The 16778-nt window shown below is 42.6% G+C and carries 14 protein-coding genes; 13 read left to right on the forward strand and 1 reads right to left on the reverse strand.

What is annotated here, in order from left to right; genetic code table 11:
* Positions 1 to 118: 118 nt before the first annotated feature.
* From C7Y66_RS25305 to C7Y66_RS25365, 13 genes are all read left to right on the forward strand, one after another.
* Positions 119 to 1036 (forward strand): aminoacyl--tRNA ligase-related protein, encoded by a 918-nt coding sequence (locus C7Y66_RS25305; protein ID WP_106547704.1) that lies wholly within the window; start codon positions 119 to 121, stop codon positions 1034 to 1036.
* A gap of 122 nt (positions 1037 to 1158) precedes the next feature.
* A complete protein-coding gene (locus C7Y66_RS25310) occupies positions 1159 to 1983 on the forward strand; it encodes a class I SAM-dependent methyltransferase (RefSeq protein ID WP_106547705.1) in 825 nt (274 codons plus the stop codon).
* On the forward strand, positions 1961 to 3757 hold the full coding sequence (locus tag C7Y66_RS25315; RefSeq protein WP_106547706.1) for a glycosyltransferase: 1797 nt from the start codon (positions 1961 to 1963) through the stop codon (positions 3755 to 3757). The genes C7Y66_RS25310 and C7Y66_RS25315 overlap by 23 nt, the downstream gene beginning before the upstream one ends.
* Positions 3645 to 4694 carry a polysaccharide deacetylase family protein gene (locus C7Y66_RS25320; RefSeq protein WP_233222846.1) on the forward strand — a complete coding sequence of 350 codons (1050 nt, stop codon included), beginning with the start codon at positions 3645 to 3647 and terminating at the stop codon, positions 4692 to 4694. Before C7Y66_RS25315 ends, C7Y66_RS25320 begins: the two co-directional genes overlap by 113 nt.
* A 111-nt stretch (positions 4695 to 4805) precedes the next feature.
* On the forward strand, positions 4806 to 5720 hold the full coding sequence (locus tag C7Y66_RS25325; RefSeq protein WP_106547708.1) for a glycosyltransferase family 2 protein: 915 nt from the start codon (positions 4806 to 4808) through the stop codon (positions 5718 to 5720).
* Entirely contained in the window at positions 5713 to 6912 is a 1200-nt protein-coding gene (locus C7Y66_RS25330) for a glycosyltransferase family 4 protein (protein ID WP_106547709.1), read from the forward strand. The genes C7Y66_RS25325 and C7Y66_RS25330 overlap by 8 nt, the downstream gene beginning before the upstream one ends.
* 101 nt (positions 6913 to 7013) lie before the next feature.
* Positions 7014 to 8108 carry a glycosyltransferase family 4 protein gene (locus C7Y66_RS25335; RefSeq protein ID WP_106547710.1) on the forward strand — a complete coding sequence of 365 codons (1095 nt, stop codon included), beginning with the start codon at positions 7014 to 7016 and terminating at the stop codon, positions 8106 to 8108.
* 88 nt (positions 8109 to 8196) lie between these two features.
* Positions 8197 to 9588, forward strand: coding sequence for an oligosaccharide flippase family protein (locus C7Y66_RS25340; RefSeq protein ID WP_106547711.1), 1392 nt, complete (start codon positions 8197 to 8199; stop codon positions 9586 to 9588).
* Between the two features lie 49 nt (positions 9589 to 9637).
* Positions 9638 to 10624, forward strand: a complete 987-nt coding sequence (locus tag C7Y66_RS25345) for a glycosyltransferase family 2 protein (RefSeq protein WP_106547712.1) — start codon at positions 9638 to 9640, stop codon at positions 10622 to 10624.
* 94 nt (positions 10625 to 10718) lie between these two features.
* Positions 10719 to 11963 carry an O-antigen ligase gene (locus tag C7Y66_RS25350; protein WP_106547713.1) on the forward strand — a complete coding sequence of 415 codons (1245 nt, stop codon included), beginning with the start codon at positions 10719 to 10721 and terminating at the stop codon, positions 11961 to 11963.
* A gap of 51 nt (positions 11964 to 12014) precedes the next feature.
* Positions 12015 to 13115: a glycosyltransferase gene (locus tag C7Y66_RS25355; RefSeq protein WP_106547714.1), complete on the forward strand. Its 1101-nt coding sequence runs from the start codon at positions 12015 to 12017 to the stop codon at positions 13113 to 13115.
* 47 nt (positions 13116 to 13162) lie between these two features.
* Positions 13163 to 14278 carry a glycosyltransferase family 4 protein gene (locus C7Y66_RS25360; protein WP_106547715.1) on the forward strand — a complete coding sequence of 372 codons (1116 nt, stop codon included), beginning with the start codon at positions 13163 to 13165 and terminating at the stop codon, positions 14276 to 14278.
* A 339-nt stretch (positions 14279 to 14617) separates the two neighbouring features.
* Positions 14618 to 15829 carry an endo-1,4-beta-xylanase gene (locus C7Y66_RS25365; protein WP_106547716.1) on the forward strand — a complete coding sequence of 404 codons (1212 nt, stop codon included), beginning with the start codon at positions 14618 to 14620 and terminating at the stop codon, positions 15827 to 15829.
* Positions 15830 to 16163: 334 nt separating this feature from the next.
* On the opposite strand, the gene C7Y66_RS25370 is transcribed toward C7Y66_RS25365, so the two are convergent.
* Positions 16164 to 16778 (reverse strand): ABC transporter permease (locus C7Y66_RS25370; RefSeq protein ID WP_106547717.1); only part of this gene is annotated, 615 nt, incomplete at its 5' end.

Genomic DNA, 16778 nt, shown 5'->3' on the forward strand with positions numbered 1-16778 from the left:
CTGTAGAAGACGAAGACCTTCAACCCGAAAATTTTCAATCAATCGCGAGTTTAAGCGAGTTTGTGAAAACTAAACTCGCCCAAAAATAATATTTGACGCTCGGAGGTTTAAGCTAGTAATGTCATCGGAAACTTTTGCTTCACTAGAGTCAGAAAACATCTACAGTTGCTTTAATTCTGACGCAGGGCTACTAACCCTACAGGGTTCTCAGGTAGAACTGCGACGGCGACTTGATGCCTTGTTTTGTAGCTGGGCAGAAGTAGTAGGAGCAATTGAGTATTCCTTTCCGCCAGTACTATCGGTTTATTCCCTTGATTTGGCTGACTACTTCAGCTCTTTTCCACACTTGGCTACCCTAACAACGCAAATCGACAGTAACAATGAGGGAATGAAGCGGTTTGTCGATTCCACCAGAAACGAAAGGCTGACAGAAGTAGACCAAAATTACCTTACGCCAGCACGCTACGTATTACCGTCAGCAGCTTGCTACGCAGTTTACAACCACCTGAGCAACAAAAAACTGCAAAATGACCTTTTCATTACCGTTTGTTCCCCCTGTTTCCGCCAAGAGTCAATCTATAAAGCAGGCGAACGACAGTGGACTTTTCATATGAGAGAAATCGTCTGTATCGGTCGCCAAGAAACGGTACGGAATTTTCTCAATACCTACCGTCAGTTGATTACAGAAATACTCGACCGGGCTAAATTACCTTTTCAACTTCGCGAAGCCACCGATCCTTTCTTTGACAAACGCGATCCCGCACTGATTTTACAAAAATTAGAACCGCTAAAATATGAATTTCTTTATCGCGATCGCTTGGCAATTACTTCGCTCAACTTCCATCGCAAATTTTTTGGCGATCGCTTTAACATTCAAGACTGCACCGGAGAACCAGCCTATACAGGTTGTGTGGCTTTTGGGTTAGAACGCTGGTTATCTGCTTGCATTCGCGAGTACGGTCAAAACTGGGAAAATTTACCTGCTGTTTTACAGAAAAAGGAGCCAGAAGTCAGGAGTCAGGGGTCAGGAGAATAAAAAAACTCTAGTTATGGGTAATCGCGCCCGTAAAAAACAAACAATTACAACAATCTGAGTTAAAAAAAATTTTCGACTTTAATGAAGTTGACAAATACAAGATTTAACAAAGGACATGAATTATGTCAATCGATCTGTTTAATCAAACCTTATATGAAAAGCCAAGTACTGTTAAAGAGTATATATGCACGCAAAAAGAATTATGGATAGAAGAAAAAACTATCTTTGAAAAGTACGAGCAACATATTAAAGATAAGACAATTCTTGATGTTGGCTGTGGTGGTGGAAGAACGGCGATCGCTTTAAGCGAACTGACCTCGAATTATACAGGAATCGATTATTCGATGGAAATGGTGAAAGCGTGCCAAAAATGGCATAGTTCTCTAAATTTCCTGCATGGTGATGCTAGCGATATGCATATGTTTGATGCAGAAAGCTTCGATTTTATCATGTTTTCATTTAACGGCATAGATTGTATGTCGCATGAAAAGAGAATAAAAACATTGAAAGAAATCTATAGAGCTTTAAAAAATGGCGGAATATTTGCATTTTCCAGTCACAATTTAGACGATTGCAAAATTGTCACTGCCTTTAATAAGTATGACATGAAACGTCCGCGTGCGATCGCAAAGAATTTTCTCAACGTTATGAGCTATTTAAAAGTTAGAAAGTATCAGATTCACACCGATACATATGAAATTCTCAGCGATCCCTTGGCAGGTTTCGGACATTTAACATACTACATCAGAAAACCAGAGCAGGTAAAACAGCTTGTCAATGTCGGTTTTCAAAACATTGTTATCCTCAATCGTCAGGCTCAATTTGTTGATATGAACTCTTTAGACCGAGACAGCGAGTGGTTGCATTACGTTTGTCAAAAGCCAATGTCAAAATCAATGTCAAAAACCAACTGTAACGATCGCAATGAACACAGTCAGCAAAAGTGAAACGATCGTGGACAAACCTCTCGTTTCTGGGATTGTTATCTTCCTCAATGAAGAACGGTTTATTGAGGAAGCGATCGCCAGTGTATTCGCCCAAACTTACAATAACTGGGAACTGCTATTAGTTGATGACGGCTCCACGGACGGGAGTACGGCGATCGCCCGTCGCTATGCCGAACAATACCCTCACAAAGTCCGTTATCTCGAACACGAAAATCATCAAAATTGCGGTATGAGTGCGGCGCGGAATTTAGGCATTCGTCACGCTCAAGGCAAGTACATTGCTTTTCTCGATGCTGACGACATTTGGTTGCCACAGAAATTGGTACAGCAAGTTGCTATTCTAGAATCGCAGCCCGAAGCCGCCATGCTTTACGGACGCACTCACTTTTGGTTTAGTTGGACGGGAAACCAGAGCGATCGCCAATACAACTATTTCACAGAACTGGGCGTTGAACCCGACACTCTAGTCCAGCCACCCACGCTGCTAGAACTCTTTTTACAAAATGAATCTACCGTCGCATCTACTTGTAGCGTCCTGATCCGCCGCGAGGTATTTCAGAATATTGGTGAATTTGAGCCAGAATTTCGCACCATGTACGAAGATATGGTCTTTTACACCAAGGTATTTCTTCAAGCACCCGTGTTTGTCTCAGGGAAATGCTGGGATCGGTATCGACAGCACTCCCAAAGTAGTTGTCGCGTGGCAATTGAGGAGGGAGAGTATAACTCTTTTCATCCCAGTCCTGCCCGTGGCACTTTTTTACGTTGGGTAGAGGCTTACTTACGCGATCGCGGTGCTGAGGGAACGCAGGTGTGGAGCGTTCTCCAAACAGAATTACTGCCTTATCGGTATCCGTGGTTGTATCCGGTAGGGCGAGTGCTGAGACTGTGGAAACAGCAGGTGAAAAAGGGATTAAAGTCAACTGGACGGCGGATTTTACCCAGAGACTTGCTGTACTGGCTGAAATTTCAAAAAAGATTTAGAGGTACGTCACACTTAGGCGGAGTGCGCTTTGGTAATCTCCGCCGTCTCAAACCCGTCAGCCAAAACTTCGGTTTCAATCGCGGTTTGCCGATCGATCGCTATTACATTGAGAAATTTCTTGCCAGCCATGCCGATGCCATACGCGGACACGTATTGGAAGTGAGCGAAAACAAATACACGCTCAAGTTTGGCAGCGATCGCGTCAGCAAAAGCGATATCCTGCACGTAACTCAGGATAACCCCGCAGCAACAATAGTAGCTGACTTGACCTGTTGCGATGAAGACAGCATACCCTCAAATACTTTCGATTGCGTTATTATTACGCAAACCCTACCGTTTATTTACGACGTGCGGGCGGCGATCGCGACTCTACACAGGATATTGAAGCCAGGGGGAGTTATATTAGCAACTTTCGCTGGCATTAGCCAAGTCAGCCGTAGCGATATGGAAACTTGGGGAGAATACTGGCGATTTACAACCCTTTCAACTCGGAAGTTATTTTCTGAAGCTTTTCCAGCAGCCCAGATAAAAGTAGCAGCGTATGGCAATGTATTAGCTGCAATGTCATTTCTACAAGGCTTAGCCACTGAGGAACTGCACCAAGAAGAACTAGACTACTGCGATCCTGACTATGAATTATTGATTACTGTGAGGGCAACTAAACCAGAGGTAAATCATGAAAATACCTGGGAAAATACCTGGAGTCAATCGGATACGACGGTTTGCCCGTCGCTGTCGCAACCAGCTTCAGCCAGGGTCGCTGATCCTGCTCTATCATCGCGTCACTGACGTGAGTTGCGATCCTTGGGGATTGAGCGTGTCACCTCAGCACTTTGCCGAGCAATTGCAAGTCTTGCGCCAATATACCCAGCTAAAACAACTGCGGCGATTGAGCCAAGACGTAGCAGAGGGCAAACATCATCGCCGTCACGTTGTCATTACTTTTGACGATGGCTACGCTGATAACCTCTACAATGCCAAACCAATGCTCGAACGCTATGACGTACCTGCAACTATCTTTGTTGCTAGCGGCTATGTCGATCGCGAACGAGAATTTTGGTGGGATGAGTTAGAGCGGCTATTTTTGCAACCTGGGGCATTACCCCAGCAACTAGAGCTAAATATCAATGGCTGTCAATATCAGTGGGATTTGGGAGAATTTACCAATTACACCGAGTCAACATACCAGCAGCATCGTTATTGGAAGGCAGAACGAGAAGACCCCCCTACCCCACGCCAGTTGGTCTATTACGAGATCTGGAAACTACTGCGCGTTTTACCAGAAGGCGATCGCGATCGCATTTTAGATCGACTGCTAGCCTGGACGGGAATCACAACAGGTAGCCGTTCGACTCATCGTTCTCTCACCCGCGCAGAAGTAGCAACTCTAGAGCGAGGATCGCTCGTCGAAGTCGGCGCTCATACGATCGCGCATCCATTTCTCTGCTCTCTGCCCTTATCTTTACAGAAACAAGAAATTTCTGAGAGCAAAACTCAACTCGAAGAACTACTCGGACACGAGGTGACAAGCTTTTCCTATCCCTTCGGTAACTACACCTCAGACTCAGTAGCTATCGTCCGCGATGCTGGCTATGACTGTGCCTGTGCCACGATTCACGCTAGCGTCCAACGCCATAGCAATCTGTTTGAGCTACCCCGCGTCGAAATTCAAAACTGGAATGGAGAAGAGTTTGCCAGGAGGCTATCGCGTTGGTTCGATGTTTGAACAGTGAAGAGTGGCTAGTGGCTAGTGGCTAGTGGCTAGAGTTTCTTCCTTGTCTCCCCCCTCTCCCTTGTCTCCCTCAGCTTTCTTTCCCCGACTCCCGACTCCCAACTCATGCAGCCACTTGTTTCAATTATTACTATATTCTTAAATGCAGAGGATTATATTGAGGAGGCGATCGCCAGCGCGATCGCTCAGTCATACGATGTTTGGGAACTGTTACTTGTTGATGATGGTTCTACGGATAACAGTAGCAAAATTGCTCGCAACTATAGCGATCGATATCCCGACAAAATTCGCTATTTAGAACATCCAGGTCATAAAAATTGCGGCATGAGTGCCTCGCGCAATCTGGGAATTCAGCACGTAAGAGGAGATTATATTGCCTTTTTAGATGCGGATGACGTTTATTTACCCGATAAAACTGCTCAACAAGTCGCAATTTTAGAGTCTCATCCTGAAGTTGGCTTGGTTTGTGGCAGAACGAAATGGTGGTACAGCTGGACGGGAAACGAGAGCGATCGCTTGCGAGATTTTCTCCAAAAGTATGCATTACCTTTGAATACCGTTATTTCTCCACCTGCGATTCTGATTCTATTTCTAAAAGATGAATGGGCTTCACTTTGCGATGTTATGGTACGTCGTCAAGCTGTTGAAACTGTAAATGGATATGAAACATCTTTTCGCGGTATGTATGAAGACCAAGCCTTTCATGCCAAACTCTGTTTGAAATACCCAACTTTTGTATCGAGCCAATGTTGGTATCTCTATCGCCAGCACTCCCAAGCCTGTACTACTGACTCTCATATTAGTGGCAAAACTCTAGCAGCGCGACAAATGTTTCTGACGTGGCTAGAAGACTATCTATCTAAGTCAAGATTGCAGCAATCGGAAGTTTGGCGAGTTGTCCAACAGCAACTCTTTCCTTACCGTCATCCCCGCCTACATCGACTCTGGTTGAAGTGGCGGTTTGGCATTGTGTGGCGCGGACAAAAAATGTGGGAAAAATTCAGAATGACAAATGACTAAACTATTAATTATTTTTCCATCTGTAGAAAGGGGTGGGGCGGAAGAATATGCTCTAACTATTGCCCGTGATGCTCAGCAGCAAGGTTGGCAAGTTCATGTAGCTTTTCCTAAAACACCACAAACAACTTCTCTGGTTCAAGATTTTCAGGAACAAAAAATTAGCTATCACTATTTAGAAATAGCCGAAACTTATACTCAAAAACTCAGAACTTTACGGCAATATTTACCAGATTGCTTGCGGACGCTCTCCTTATTTTTACAAATTCAACCAGATGCGGTTATCGTCGTTCTTCCTTGGGTAAATCGCAGTTTAGGTACTATTTTTGCCTGCGCTTATTTAAATATTCCTACAGTGGTTGTGTTTCAGCTAGTTCCTTATCAAATTGCCTTAAGCCAGTGGCAATTAACACTTTACAATTGGTCGAGAGCTAGAAATCAACAATGGGTAGCTGTTTCTCAATATAGTCGAAAGTTGGTTGGTAAGATATTTCAGATCCCAGTCAGTGAAGTGAAATGTATTTATAATGGGACGAAACTGGAAATGGACAAAAAGCAAAGCCTTCAAGAGATTGTAGCGCTGCGCGATCGCCTCCGGCAAGAATTAGAATTACCGTTAACTAGCCGTTTAGTTTTAACTGTCGGTCGGCTGAACCAACAGAAAGGTTATAGCGACCCAATCCCCATTATTCCCGCGCTCGCTAAAGAATTTCCTGAAGTCAAATTTATTTGGGTAGGAGATGGAGAACTGCGATCGCAGTTACAAGCAGAAGTCAAAGCGACAAAAATAGAAGCATCTGTGCTGTTTCTTGGCTATCGAAATGACATACCGCAGTTACTCAAAGCCGCCGATCTCTTTTTATTTCCCAGTCATTATGAAGGATACCCCTTTGCTTTATTAGAAGCGATGGCTTATGGTCTACCAATTGTTGCTTCAAATGCTAATCCTATGCCAGAAATAATTACGGATCGGTTGGATGGTTTGTTATTTCGTAAGGGCGATCGCCACGATCTATTAGCTAAGCTGCGATGGGCTTTGCAAAACTCCCTTTTAATGCGAGGCATGGCAGAGAATGCCAAATTACGAGTTCGCGAATTCTCTGCTACTAAAATGAGTCGCGAAACCTTGGATTTAGTCTGGCAGTTAATGAGTAGAAATGAGGATATAGAAAAGCAAAAACAAACTGTTCTTTAAAACATTTTTTAAAAGTAGTATGGCAGATCGTTATTACGTAAAAAAGCCATGAATTACTTTAGCTATTTGCAAACTTTTGCGTTTGACAAAGTGAGAATAATATGCACCATCTAAAGGTGATTTTTCTGCCTTGGTGGTCGAGAAATCCTTATCAGCAGCTTTTAGTAACGCATCTCCAAGCATTAGGTGTAGACGTAAAAAATTTTAGTAATAATGGAAAATTTTTTCTGACTCCAGAGGTTATTCGCTGGCGACCAGATATCATTCACTTTCACTCACTATACCCATTCTATTTATCATCAAATCCGTTAGCTTTCGCAATCAAGCTCTTAGCATTTTTTAGTCAAATTATATTTTTAAAGCTTGCAGGAATTAGAATCGTCTGGACAGTTCACGATTTAAAAAATCACGAAAACATGCAAGTGCGCGCAGAGCGAATTTATAGTATTTTTCTCGCTATATTTGCAGATGCTATTATTACCCATTGCGTACAAGCAAAACAGACGGTCATTAAATCATTTCATATCTTCAACAAAGATAAGGTTTTTGTTGTTTCACATCCCCATTACATCAACTACTATGAAAATAATATAGACCGCGAGACAGCGCGAAAAAAATTAGGTATAACAGATGCCAATCTAATTTTTTTATTTCTGGGATTGATTCGGGCTTACAAAGGCGTTCCCGAACTCATCGATGCTTTCAAGCAGCTAAAACAAGATAAAGTTTATTTAGTGATTGCTGGTAAAGCTTCTCAGGAATTAACTCAACAGATTCAGCAACAAGTGCAAGATTGTCATGAAATTAAATTCATTCCGGGTTTTGTCGCTGACGAGCAATTACAAATCTATATGAATGCTTGCGATGCGATCGTACTACCATACCGAGATATCTTAACCTCGGGTTCGGTAATTTTAGCTATGTCCTTCGGTCGTGCGTGTGTTGCTCCCCGTAAAGGCTGTATTAGCGAAGTAGTCGGTGACTTAGGAGGGTTTCTCTACAATCCAGAAGAAACGGACAGTTTGTTGTATGCTATGAAAGATGCAATTCAACACAAATCTCAATTGCAACAAATAGGCGATCGCAACCGCCGAGTAGTGGAGCAGTGGAGCTGGGATAGCTTTGCACGCACGACACTACAAATTTATCAGCATCGAGTTCGATCGACATCGAGCTTGCGATCGCCCCTGAATTGAATTTTGTCCATACCAAGCGGTTAGCGAGGAAAGACAAAATGTATGGTTTAACAGAGGTTAACTTATATAGTTTGCTGAGCAGAACGGCATGAGCCTACGTACTCAAGTCATGCGAGGCGGGACGTTCTTAGTTCTGCGCCAAGCATTAGGTATGATTCTCTCTTTGGGAGGTGTTTTACTACTTACCCGCATTTTAGGTCCGAAAACATACGGGCTGTACTCTGCCACGCTAAATATTTTTGTCTACGTTCAAAGTCTCAGTCAGTTAGGAATTGAGATTTATCTGGTGCGGCAGAAAGATGAAGAAGACATCAAACTTTACCATCAAGCCTTTACCTTGCTGCTCTTACTGGCGCTAGGAGGTACTGGCATATCTCTGATAGGAATACCCTTACTACAAGAGTGGGTACGCCTAGAAGGATTTAGCGATGTGGCTCGCGTCATGTTTCTGGGACTGCCAGTTGTGTTGCTGAGTCAAGTTCCTTTGGCACGACTAGAGCGGCACTTGGATTACAAACACGTTGCTTTGATCGAACTGAACGGTCAGTTCGTTTACTACTTAGTTGCCCTTCCTCTGGCGTTTCAGGGAGCTGGTGTCTGGTCGCCTGCGATTGGATGGTGGATGCAACAAGTTATGACTTTAGGACTGCTTTACTGGCGGGCAGATTATCGCCCTCGTTTGCATTGGCAACCAGATGTTATTAAGCAGATGCTGAGCTACAGTGTTGGCTACTCTGCTTCCTCTTGGGTTTGGCAACTGCGTAACCTGGTCAACCCCTTAGTGGTTGGTAGGTATGCAGGTGCGGAAGCAGTGGGATTTGTCGCCTTAGCGATTCGGATTGTGGAAGTCCTGAGTTTTGTCAAAACCGCAACTTGGCGATTGTCGATCGCAGCTTTGGCTCGTCTCCAAGGCGATCGCGTGCGACTCGGTAAAGCAGTGAGCGAAGGTATGAGCCTTCAGATCTTAGCGCTGGGTCCCCTGTTAGTATTCGTTAGTTGGCTCAATCCTTGGCTGATACCGTTGTTGTTCGGTCAGCACTGGTTGCCAGTCATTCAAATCTATCCTTTTATTGCCCTCAGTTACCTCAGCAACGCCGTGTTCAATCTCCATTGTTCCGTGCTTTACGTCTTGCAGCGCAACTGGGAAGTGACAGCTTTCCACTTAGCACACATTATCTTGTTTGCTGGCACGGCGTTGGTTGCAACCTCTCATTTTAATGGTTTCGTCGGCTACGGCTGGGGCGAGGTAGCGGCTTTAGCTAGCTATGCCGTTCTCCATGTTTTTGTCGTGCAACATATTAAAAGTCCTGCCTATCGCTTACCCACAATTTGGTGGCTAGCTTTGGTAGGAGCTTTATTTATTTACCAATTGGGTTGGTGGTCTGCTTTAGGTTTGGTCGCGCTGTTTTGTATGCCTGCTACCTATCGACAGTTGAAATACTACATCGATAGCCTGCGGCAAGCTCAATCGGAGCGTTAACATCACTTGACAAAAATCAGTCATAAGTCAGTCGTCATAAGGCAAATTTATGCGTCCCAAAGTATCAATAATTGTACCCACATATAATAGTGAGGATTATATTGCCAGGGCAATAAAATCTGTATTGCAACAGACAGAATCTCAAGTAGAAATTATTGTTGTAGACGATGCTTCTGTTGATGCTACTGTACAAGTGGTACAACAGTATAAATGCGATCGCCTTCAATTACTGGTAAATGACTGCAACCAGGGACCTAGCTACAGCCGCAATCGCGGTATTGCCGCAGCTAGGGGAGAATGGATAGCTTTGCTAGATTCTGATGATTGGTTTGCCCCTGAAAGAATTGAAAAGTTGCTACAAGTCGCTCTAGCAGAAGATGCAGATGTAGTAGCCGATGACTTATATCTCATTGCCAATCGAGCCAAGCAGCCGTGGGGAACGAGATTTTCTGCTCCGCTAGGATTTGGTTGGCGACGACCTAAGTTTCAAGGAGTTACGCAAATCGATGCAATAGATTTTATTGAAATGGATTTGGGTGTAGTCAAACCCATATTTAAACGTAGTTTTCTCGTTCATCATAATTTAAGTTTCGATGACAATCTACGCTATGGAGAAGACTTTCAATTTTATTTGAAAGCTCTCATTTGTGGGGCAAAGTTTATCATCGACTCTCAGCCATATTATTTTTATTGCTCTCGTCCTGGCTCTCTGATTACCGATTATCTAACATGTCAGCAGCAAATGTACGCGGATGTCGATCGCTTTCTTCAAGCCGATGCAGTTCACAAAAACTTTGCCCTCACACGTTCTTTAACAAGAAGATATAAAATCGTTGGAACTCATTTAAGTATTAGTTTAGCTTACAACCAATTAAAAGCAGTGTTTAAAAGCGAAAAACTGTTCGCCGCAATCGCCAAAATTATTACCAATCCTCAAATCATTGTCCTGTCGGTTTTACATATCATCAGAAACTTAACACAGCGAGCGGCTCCGCTGTGGGTTGCTCTATCTTGCAAATCAAAAGAAACAGTTTAAATCGCATATAGAAAAGTATCTGAAATTCATTTTCCTAACAATGCGATCGCTATCTACTTTTAAAAAATTAACTTAAACAGTTAAATCTTTCAGAATGAAACTTTTACTTGGTGCGGAAAAGATATTTACAGTTATATCCTTGCTGACTCTTACGGGAGCTTGGTTTCCCCGCCTGTATGAAATCATCAGTGGAGAATCACTGATCGTACTCACATCTGAGGGAGTTGTAGCACTACAAATTCCTTTCTACTCGATTTATATCACGACATTTGCACTCATATTGCTTCGATGGAGAAAAATTATACAAGCGCTGGTAAAAGGCAAGCTTTTATTATTGTTAGTCGCGATCGCGATCGTTTCAATTTTATGGTCGGATGCACCTGCAATCACGCTGCGACGAAGTTTAGCCGTTTCAGGTGCGACTTCATTCGGGATCTATTTCGCTACACGATATAGCCACAAAGAGCAATTGCATCTCTTAGCTTGGACTTTTGGAATAGCAGTTTTATCCAGTATATTATTTACCATAGCGTTACCAGCTTACGCAATTGTTCCTGACCCAAATAGCACAGCTTTAGGATCGGTTTTGCAAGGGGTATATATCCACAAAAATGTTTTCGGTCGGATGATGACTTTAAGCACGATTGTCTTAGCGATCGTGGCTTTTAGTGATTCAAAATCTCGATATTTAGCCTGGATTACCTTGAGCCTTGCAGTCAGTCAAGTGTTACTTTCATTTTCTACTAGCTCTTGGATTATCCTAGCAATTGTTATAGCACTATTTCCCTTATATCGGGCTTTGCGATGGAACTTTTCTTGGATGCTGCTACTATATATTGCCGTGGCACTATTCTGCGGTGGCTTAGCTGTTTTAATTACAAGCAATTTGGATCTTGTATTAAATAGTTTGGGTAAAGATTTAACTTTAACTGGTCGAACTAAAGTTTGGTCGGCTGTCATCGACAAAATTGGCGAACGTCCTTGGTTAGGTTATGGATATAGCGCTTTTTGGCGAGGTAATGAAGGAGCATCTGCTTATGTTCGGCTAGCCAGTGGATGGAAAGTAGCCTTCTCTCATAACGGCTTATTAGATCTATGGCTCGATCTAGGATTGATTGGAGTTTCAGTTTACTTAATCGGTTTTTTTAAAGCTTATACGCAAGCAATAACATGGATGCGCTGGTCTAAAACATCTTATGGGTTATGGCACTTAATCTTGTTGACATTCATATTTTTAACTAATTTTTCTGAAAGCACAATTTTGAAGTCAAATGATATTTTCTGGGTGTTGTATACGGCGACATACTTTTCACTCTCACAAAGCTCAATAGATGCTTAGCTTCAAACTTTTGCCTAATTTTCAGCTATTAACTACTTGGAGCAAAAATGAATGACCTCTAGCCTAGCAGTTTTTATACCAAGTCTCGATGGTGGCGGAGCTGAAAGAGTTATGCTCAACCTCGCTGATGGTTTTGCCGCTCAAGGTGTAAACGTTAGTTTAGTTTTAGTTAAGGCAGAGGGACCATATCTGTCGCAAGTATCTTCAAAGGTGGAATTAGTCACTTTAGGAAGTCGGCAGAAGTTACTGCTCAGCTTTCCCGATTTGATAAATTATCTGCGGCGGGAGCAACCTGTCGCAATGTTATGCGGACAAGAGGATGCTAATATCGTCGCACTCTGGGCAAAGCAACTGATGAAAGTATCGACTCAAATGGTCGCGATCGTCCACAATCATCTCTCGCGCGATGCTCAAACTTCTACTCTACTCAAAAGAAAATTGACACCTCATCTGGTGCGTTGGTTCTATCCTTGGGCGGATAAAATTGTCGCCGTGTCTCAGGGAGTGGCTGAGGATCTCGTAGATATTGGTTTGCCGAAAGATAAAATTAAGGCAATTTACAACCCTGTTGTAACTCCAGAACTGCACGTTCGGGCAAGAGAAAAGATATCTCATCCTTGGTTTGCGCCAGACCAACCTCCAGTGATTATGGGTGCGGGAAGGTTAGAGAATCAGAAGGATTTTTCGACTTTGATCCGTGCTGTTGCTAAGTTACAGCAACAGCGTCCCGTGCGGTTGATGATTTTGGGCGAAGGGACAAAACGACCTGAATTAGAGGCTTTAATCGGAGAACTCGGTTTAACAGACAGCGTTGCCATGCCGGGATTCGTGAGTAATCCATACGCTTATATGGCAAGAGCAAGTGTTTTTGTCCTCTCATCGATTTGGGAGGGTTTTGGTAACGTGCTAGTAGAAGCGATCGCAGTTGGAACTCCGGTAGTTTCTACTGATTGCAAGAGTGGTCCGGCAGAAATTTTAGAAAATGGCAAGTATGGCAAATTAGTCGCCGTAGGAGATGTTACTGGGATGGCTGAGGCGATCGCCCAGACGCTAGATTATCCGCCAGCGCCTACTGAATTACAGCGTCGAGCCGAGCGATTTTCCACAGCAAAAGTTTTGGCAGAGTATCGCCAGATTTTACAAATAACCTAGTACAAAAGTCAAAAGTTAAAAGTTAAAAGTCAAAAATTACTTGGCATATGGAAAATATTGCTGAAAAACAAATTAATGTTCTGATGGTGGGAGATAGCTTATCTAAGCAGGGAGGAATTGTAACTCTAGAAAGGCATATGTTGAAACACGCTCCTGCTCACGTGCAAATTCAACATATTGGCACGGCAGTTGATGGTTCAGCAATCCAAAAAGCTTTTGGGTTCGCGATCGCCCTGGTTCGGGTTATCTTGGTGCTATTGACGAAAAAAGTGGATATCGTTCACGCGCATGTAGCCGAAAGAGGCAGTGCTTATCGCAAATCAATCGTGACTTTAATTGCTAAATTCTTGTTTCGCAAACCCGTAATTTTACATTCTAATAGTCCTGAGTTTCATGAATTTTATCAGGGGTTATCGTGGAATGTTAGACAAGGGTTGCTGTGGGCATTTAGTCAGTGCGATCGCTTCATTGCTGTTTCCGAAAGTTGGCGTAATTTCTACGTGGATAAATTTGGTTTACAACCAGAACAAGTCTTGGTATTAGCTAATCCGATTGAATTACCAACTCAAGTCCCTCACCGAGAGCGATCGAACCAAACTAATCTTGTTTTCTTAGGACGCATCGGACAGCGTAAAGGCACTTTCGATCTGATTCGCGCTTTTGCCATATTACCTAAACCGATAAGAAACCAAGCAAATTTAATCTTGGCAGGAGACGGAGAGGTTGACAAAGCCCGCGATTTAGTTGCGAGTTATAGTTTAAAGATTAGTAATATTGGCGATCGCATTACTATATATGATTGGCTCAATCCACAGCAACGAGATGCTTTATTAACTCAAGCGCATGTGTTTATCTTGCCTACTTACAATGAAGGATTACCCTTGGCTTTGCTCGAAGCAATGGGGTGGGGATTACCTGTCATCACAACGCCAGTAGGGGGAATTCCCGATTTGATTGTCTCGGGGAAAAATGGTTTATTAGTCCAACCTGGAGATATTCAACAACTTTCCACTGCCATTGAATCACTCATTCAGAACGAAAATTTGAGACTTTCCTTGGGTAGTGCGGCACGGGAAAGCGTCACACCTTTGGATGTAAAAAATTATTTCAATTTCCTGTCGCAAATCTACGATTTAGTATTAGATTTTCAGGAAAAAAAGTAGTCAGAAGTTAAAAGTCAAAAGTCAAAATGTAGAGAGTTAATATAGCAATCCAAATTGATTTGTGAACGGTTCCCGTGTAGAGACGTTACATGTAACGCCTCTACACGAGCAATCAATTTCATGATTCATCCAGGATTGTTATAGTATCAAGCAAGGCGATTGCACTGAGAATGTTAGTTAAAAGTGTAACAGCTTACATACCAAAAAGTAGGTAGCAGCAATAATTGGTATAAGAAAACTTATCAACCAATTTTAAAGAAAAAATTAAATAACTGTGTCTGTCCGAAAAGTAGGTTTATAACCTCGCTGTTTCCAACCTAGTTTTTTTCGGTAAAACCAATGAATCATCGGCAAATCACAAGACGGCTAGCAATTGCTCTAGGGTTAAGTACCTTTGCAGGGGTAAGCGTATCACCACTGCTGAAACTTGAAAATTTAAGCCAACAGGCTGAAGCAGTAGAAAGTGGAACGCAAGATTTCACGGTTGTCGGCAATGCAAGTTTACGCGATCGAGCAGCAGCCAAAAGATTTCTTTTTGGCGCAGCAACGGGATACCACAAACTAACCAACGATGCAGCGCTGAATGCGAAATTTAGCCAAGATTGTGCCATTTTAATGGCAGAAGAAGATTTGTTATGGGGTGCGCTTCGTCCAGATGCAGACACTTTTGCCTTTACTAAAGGTGATTGGCTAATTGATTACGCTCGCCAACACAAAATGTTAGTTGGTGCTACTCATTTAGTATGGCATGAATATATGCCTCAGTGGTTGGAAGAAAAGCTGAATAAGCAAAATGCCGAACAGATACTACTTCAACATATTAATAAAGTCGTGACACGCTATGCTAACAAAATTCATTTTTGGTCTGTAGTGAACGAAGCAATTTTAACTTCCGATAAACGACCGGATGGATTAAGAAAAACGCCGTGGTTAGAATTTTTAGGACCTGATTATATTGAGATGGCGTTTCGTGCTGCTGCTGCCGCAGATCCGCAAGCTTTGTTGCTATACAATGACAACGCTTTGGAATACGATATTCCCTATCACGACGAAAGACGAGCGGCAGTATTAAAATGGTTAGAAAGATTGAAATCTAAAGGTACTCCTATACACGGTTTAGGTTTACAATCTCATATAGGCAAACTAGATAATTTTAGCCCCAAAAAACTGAAAACTTTTTTGCGTGATGTGGCTAGTCTGGGTTTAAAGATTGTTATTACTGAAATGGATGTTGGAGATGCAGGAATGCCGACAGACATCAAAGTACGCGATCGCATGGTTGCCGAAGTTTACAAACAGTTTCTCTCGGTAGTCTTGGAGGAACCAGCGGTTTTGGGCGCAATTACTTGGGGATTGAGCGATAAGTATACATGGCTTTCTAATTATGCACCTAGAGAAGATGGCACGCCAGTACGCTCGCTACCGTATGATGCTGAAATGAATCGTAAGTTAGCTTGGAATGGCATTGCTCTTGCTTTCGAGCATCTGAAACAACGTCGTAAATCTTCTAAACTTTGGCTGGCGTGGAGAAGACTTCAAACACAAGTTTAAAAGTGAGATTTGTTTTACTAATTCTTGATGTCTACGCCGCAGAAGATCCCCCCAACCCCCCTTAAAAAGGGGGGCTTTGTTTCCCTAGTTATTAAGGAAAGCATTGTTTTTTCTCTCATTAACACAATCATTGTTTCTTCCCTCATTAAGGAAAGCATTATTTCCCCTCTTAGTAAGGGGGGCTAGGGGGGATCGGATCTTTGCCATAACAAACAGAATCATTGTTTCCCCTCATTAAGGAAAGCATTATTTCCCCCCTTATTAAGGGGGGCTAGGGGGAATCGGATCTTTGTCATAACAAACAGAATTGGTGTGATTGGCAAGCCTTTTTCATCTAAAACTCGCGGCGAGAGAACACAATAATTGCGATCGCCAACATTAATACTGTATAAACCACACCATAGATAGCATTAGTTATTAGCGTCATCGCATCGGGTAAGGCAGAAAAACCATAAACAGCTTGATTTTTTAAATCTAGTCGCGATAGATCGGGTAACACAAGATATAAATTTCTCACTAATTGTTCGATTGCGGGATTTTTACTCAAGCGTCCGAACTCTAATAAATCTTGGCTCAAATTTCCCATTAAATAAACGCCAAAACAGAGTAAGGTAGCAAGAACTGTACTGGTAAATACTCCCAAAACTAACGCGATCGCAGTTATTAAAGATAACTGCAAAAATAAATAAACTACTGCTAAGAGTACGCTACCTAACGGATAAGCTAGTTGATTTAATTGTAGCAAAGCGAGAAAAATAGCTGTCATGGCTATTAGCAAAGCACCTAAAACAGCTGCCAGTCCTAAATGCTTACCTGTAATAAACTCGCTATGACTGATAGGTTTAGCAATTAAAACTAACACGGTACGTTTTTCAATTTCTTTATTCACCAATCCCGTACCGACAAACACCGCGACAATTAAACCCAAAACATTCATCGCCGCCAAACC

The organism is Chroococcidiopsis sp. CCALA 051 (assembly GCF_003015105.1).
GTDB lineage: Bacteria > Cyanobacteriota > Cyanobacteriia > Cyanobacteriales > Chroococcidiopsidaceae > Chroococcidiopsis > Chroococcidiopsis thermalis.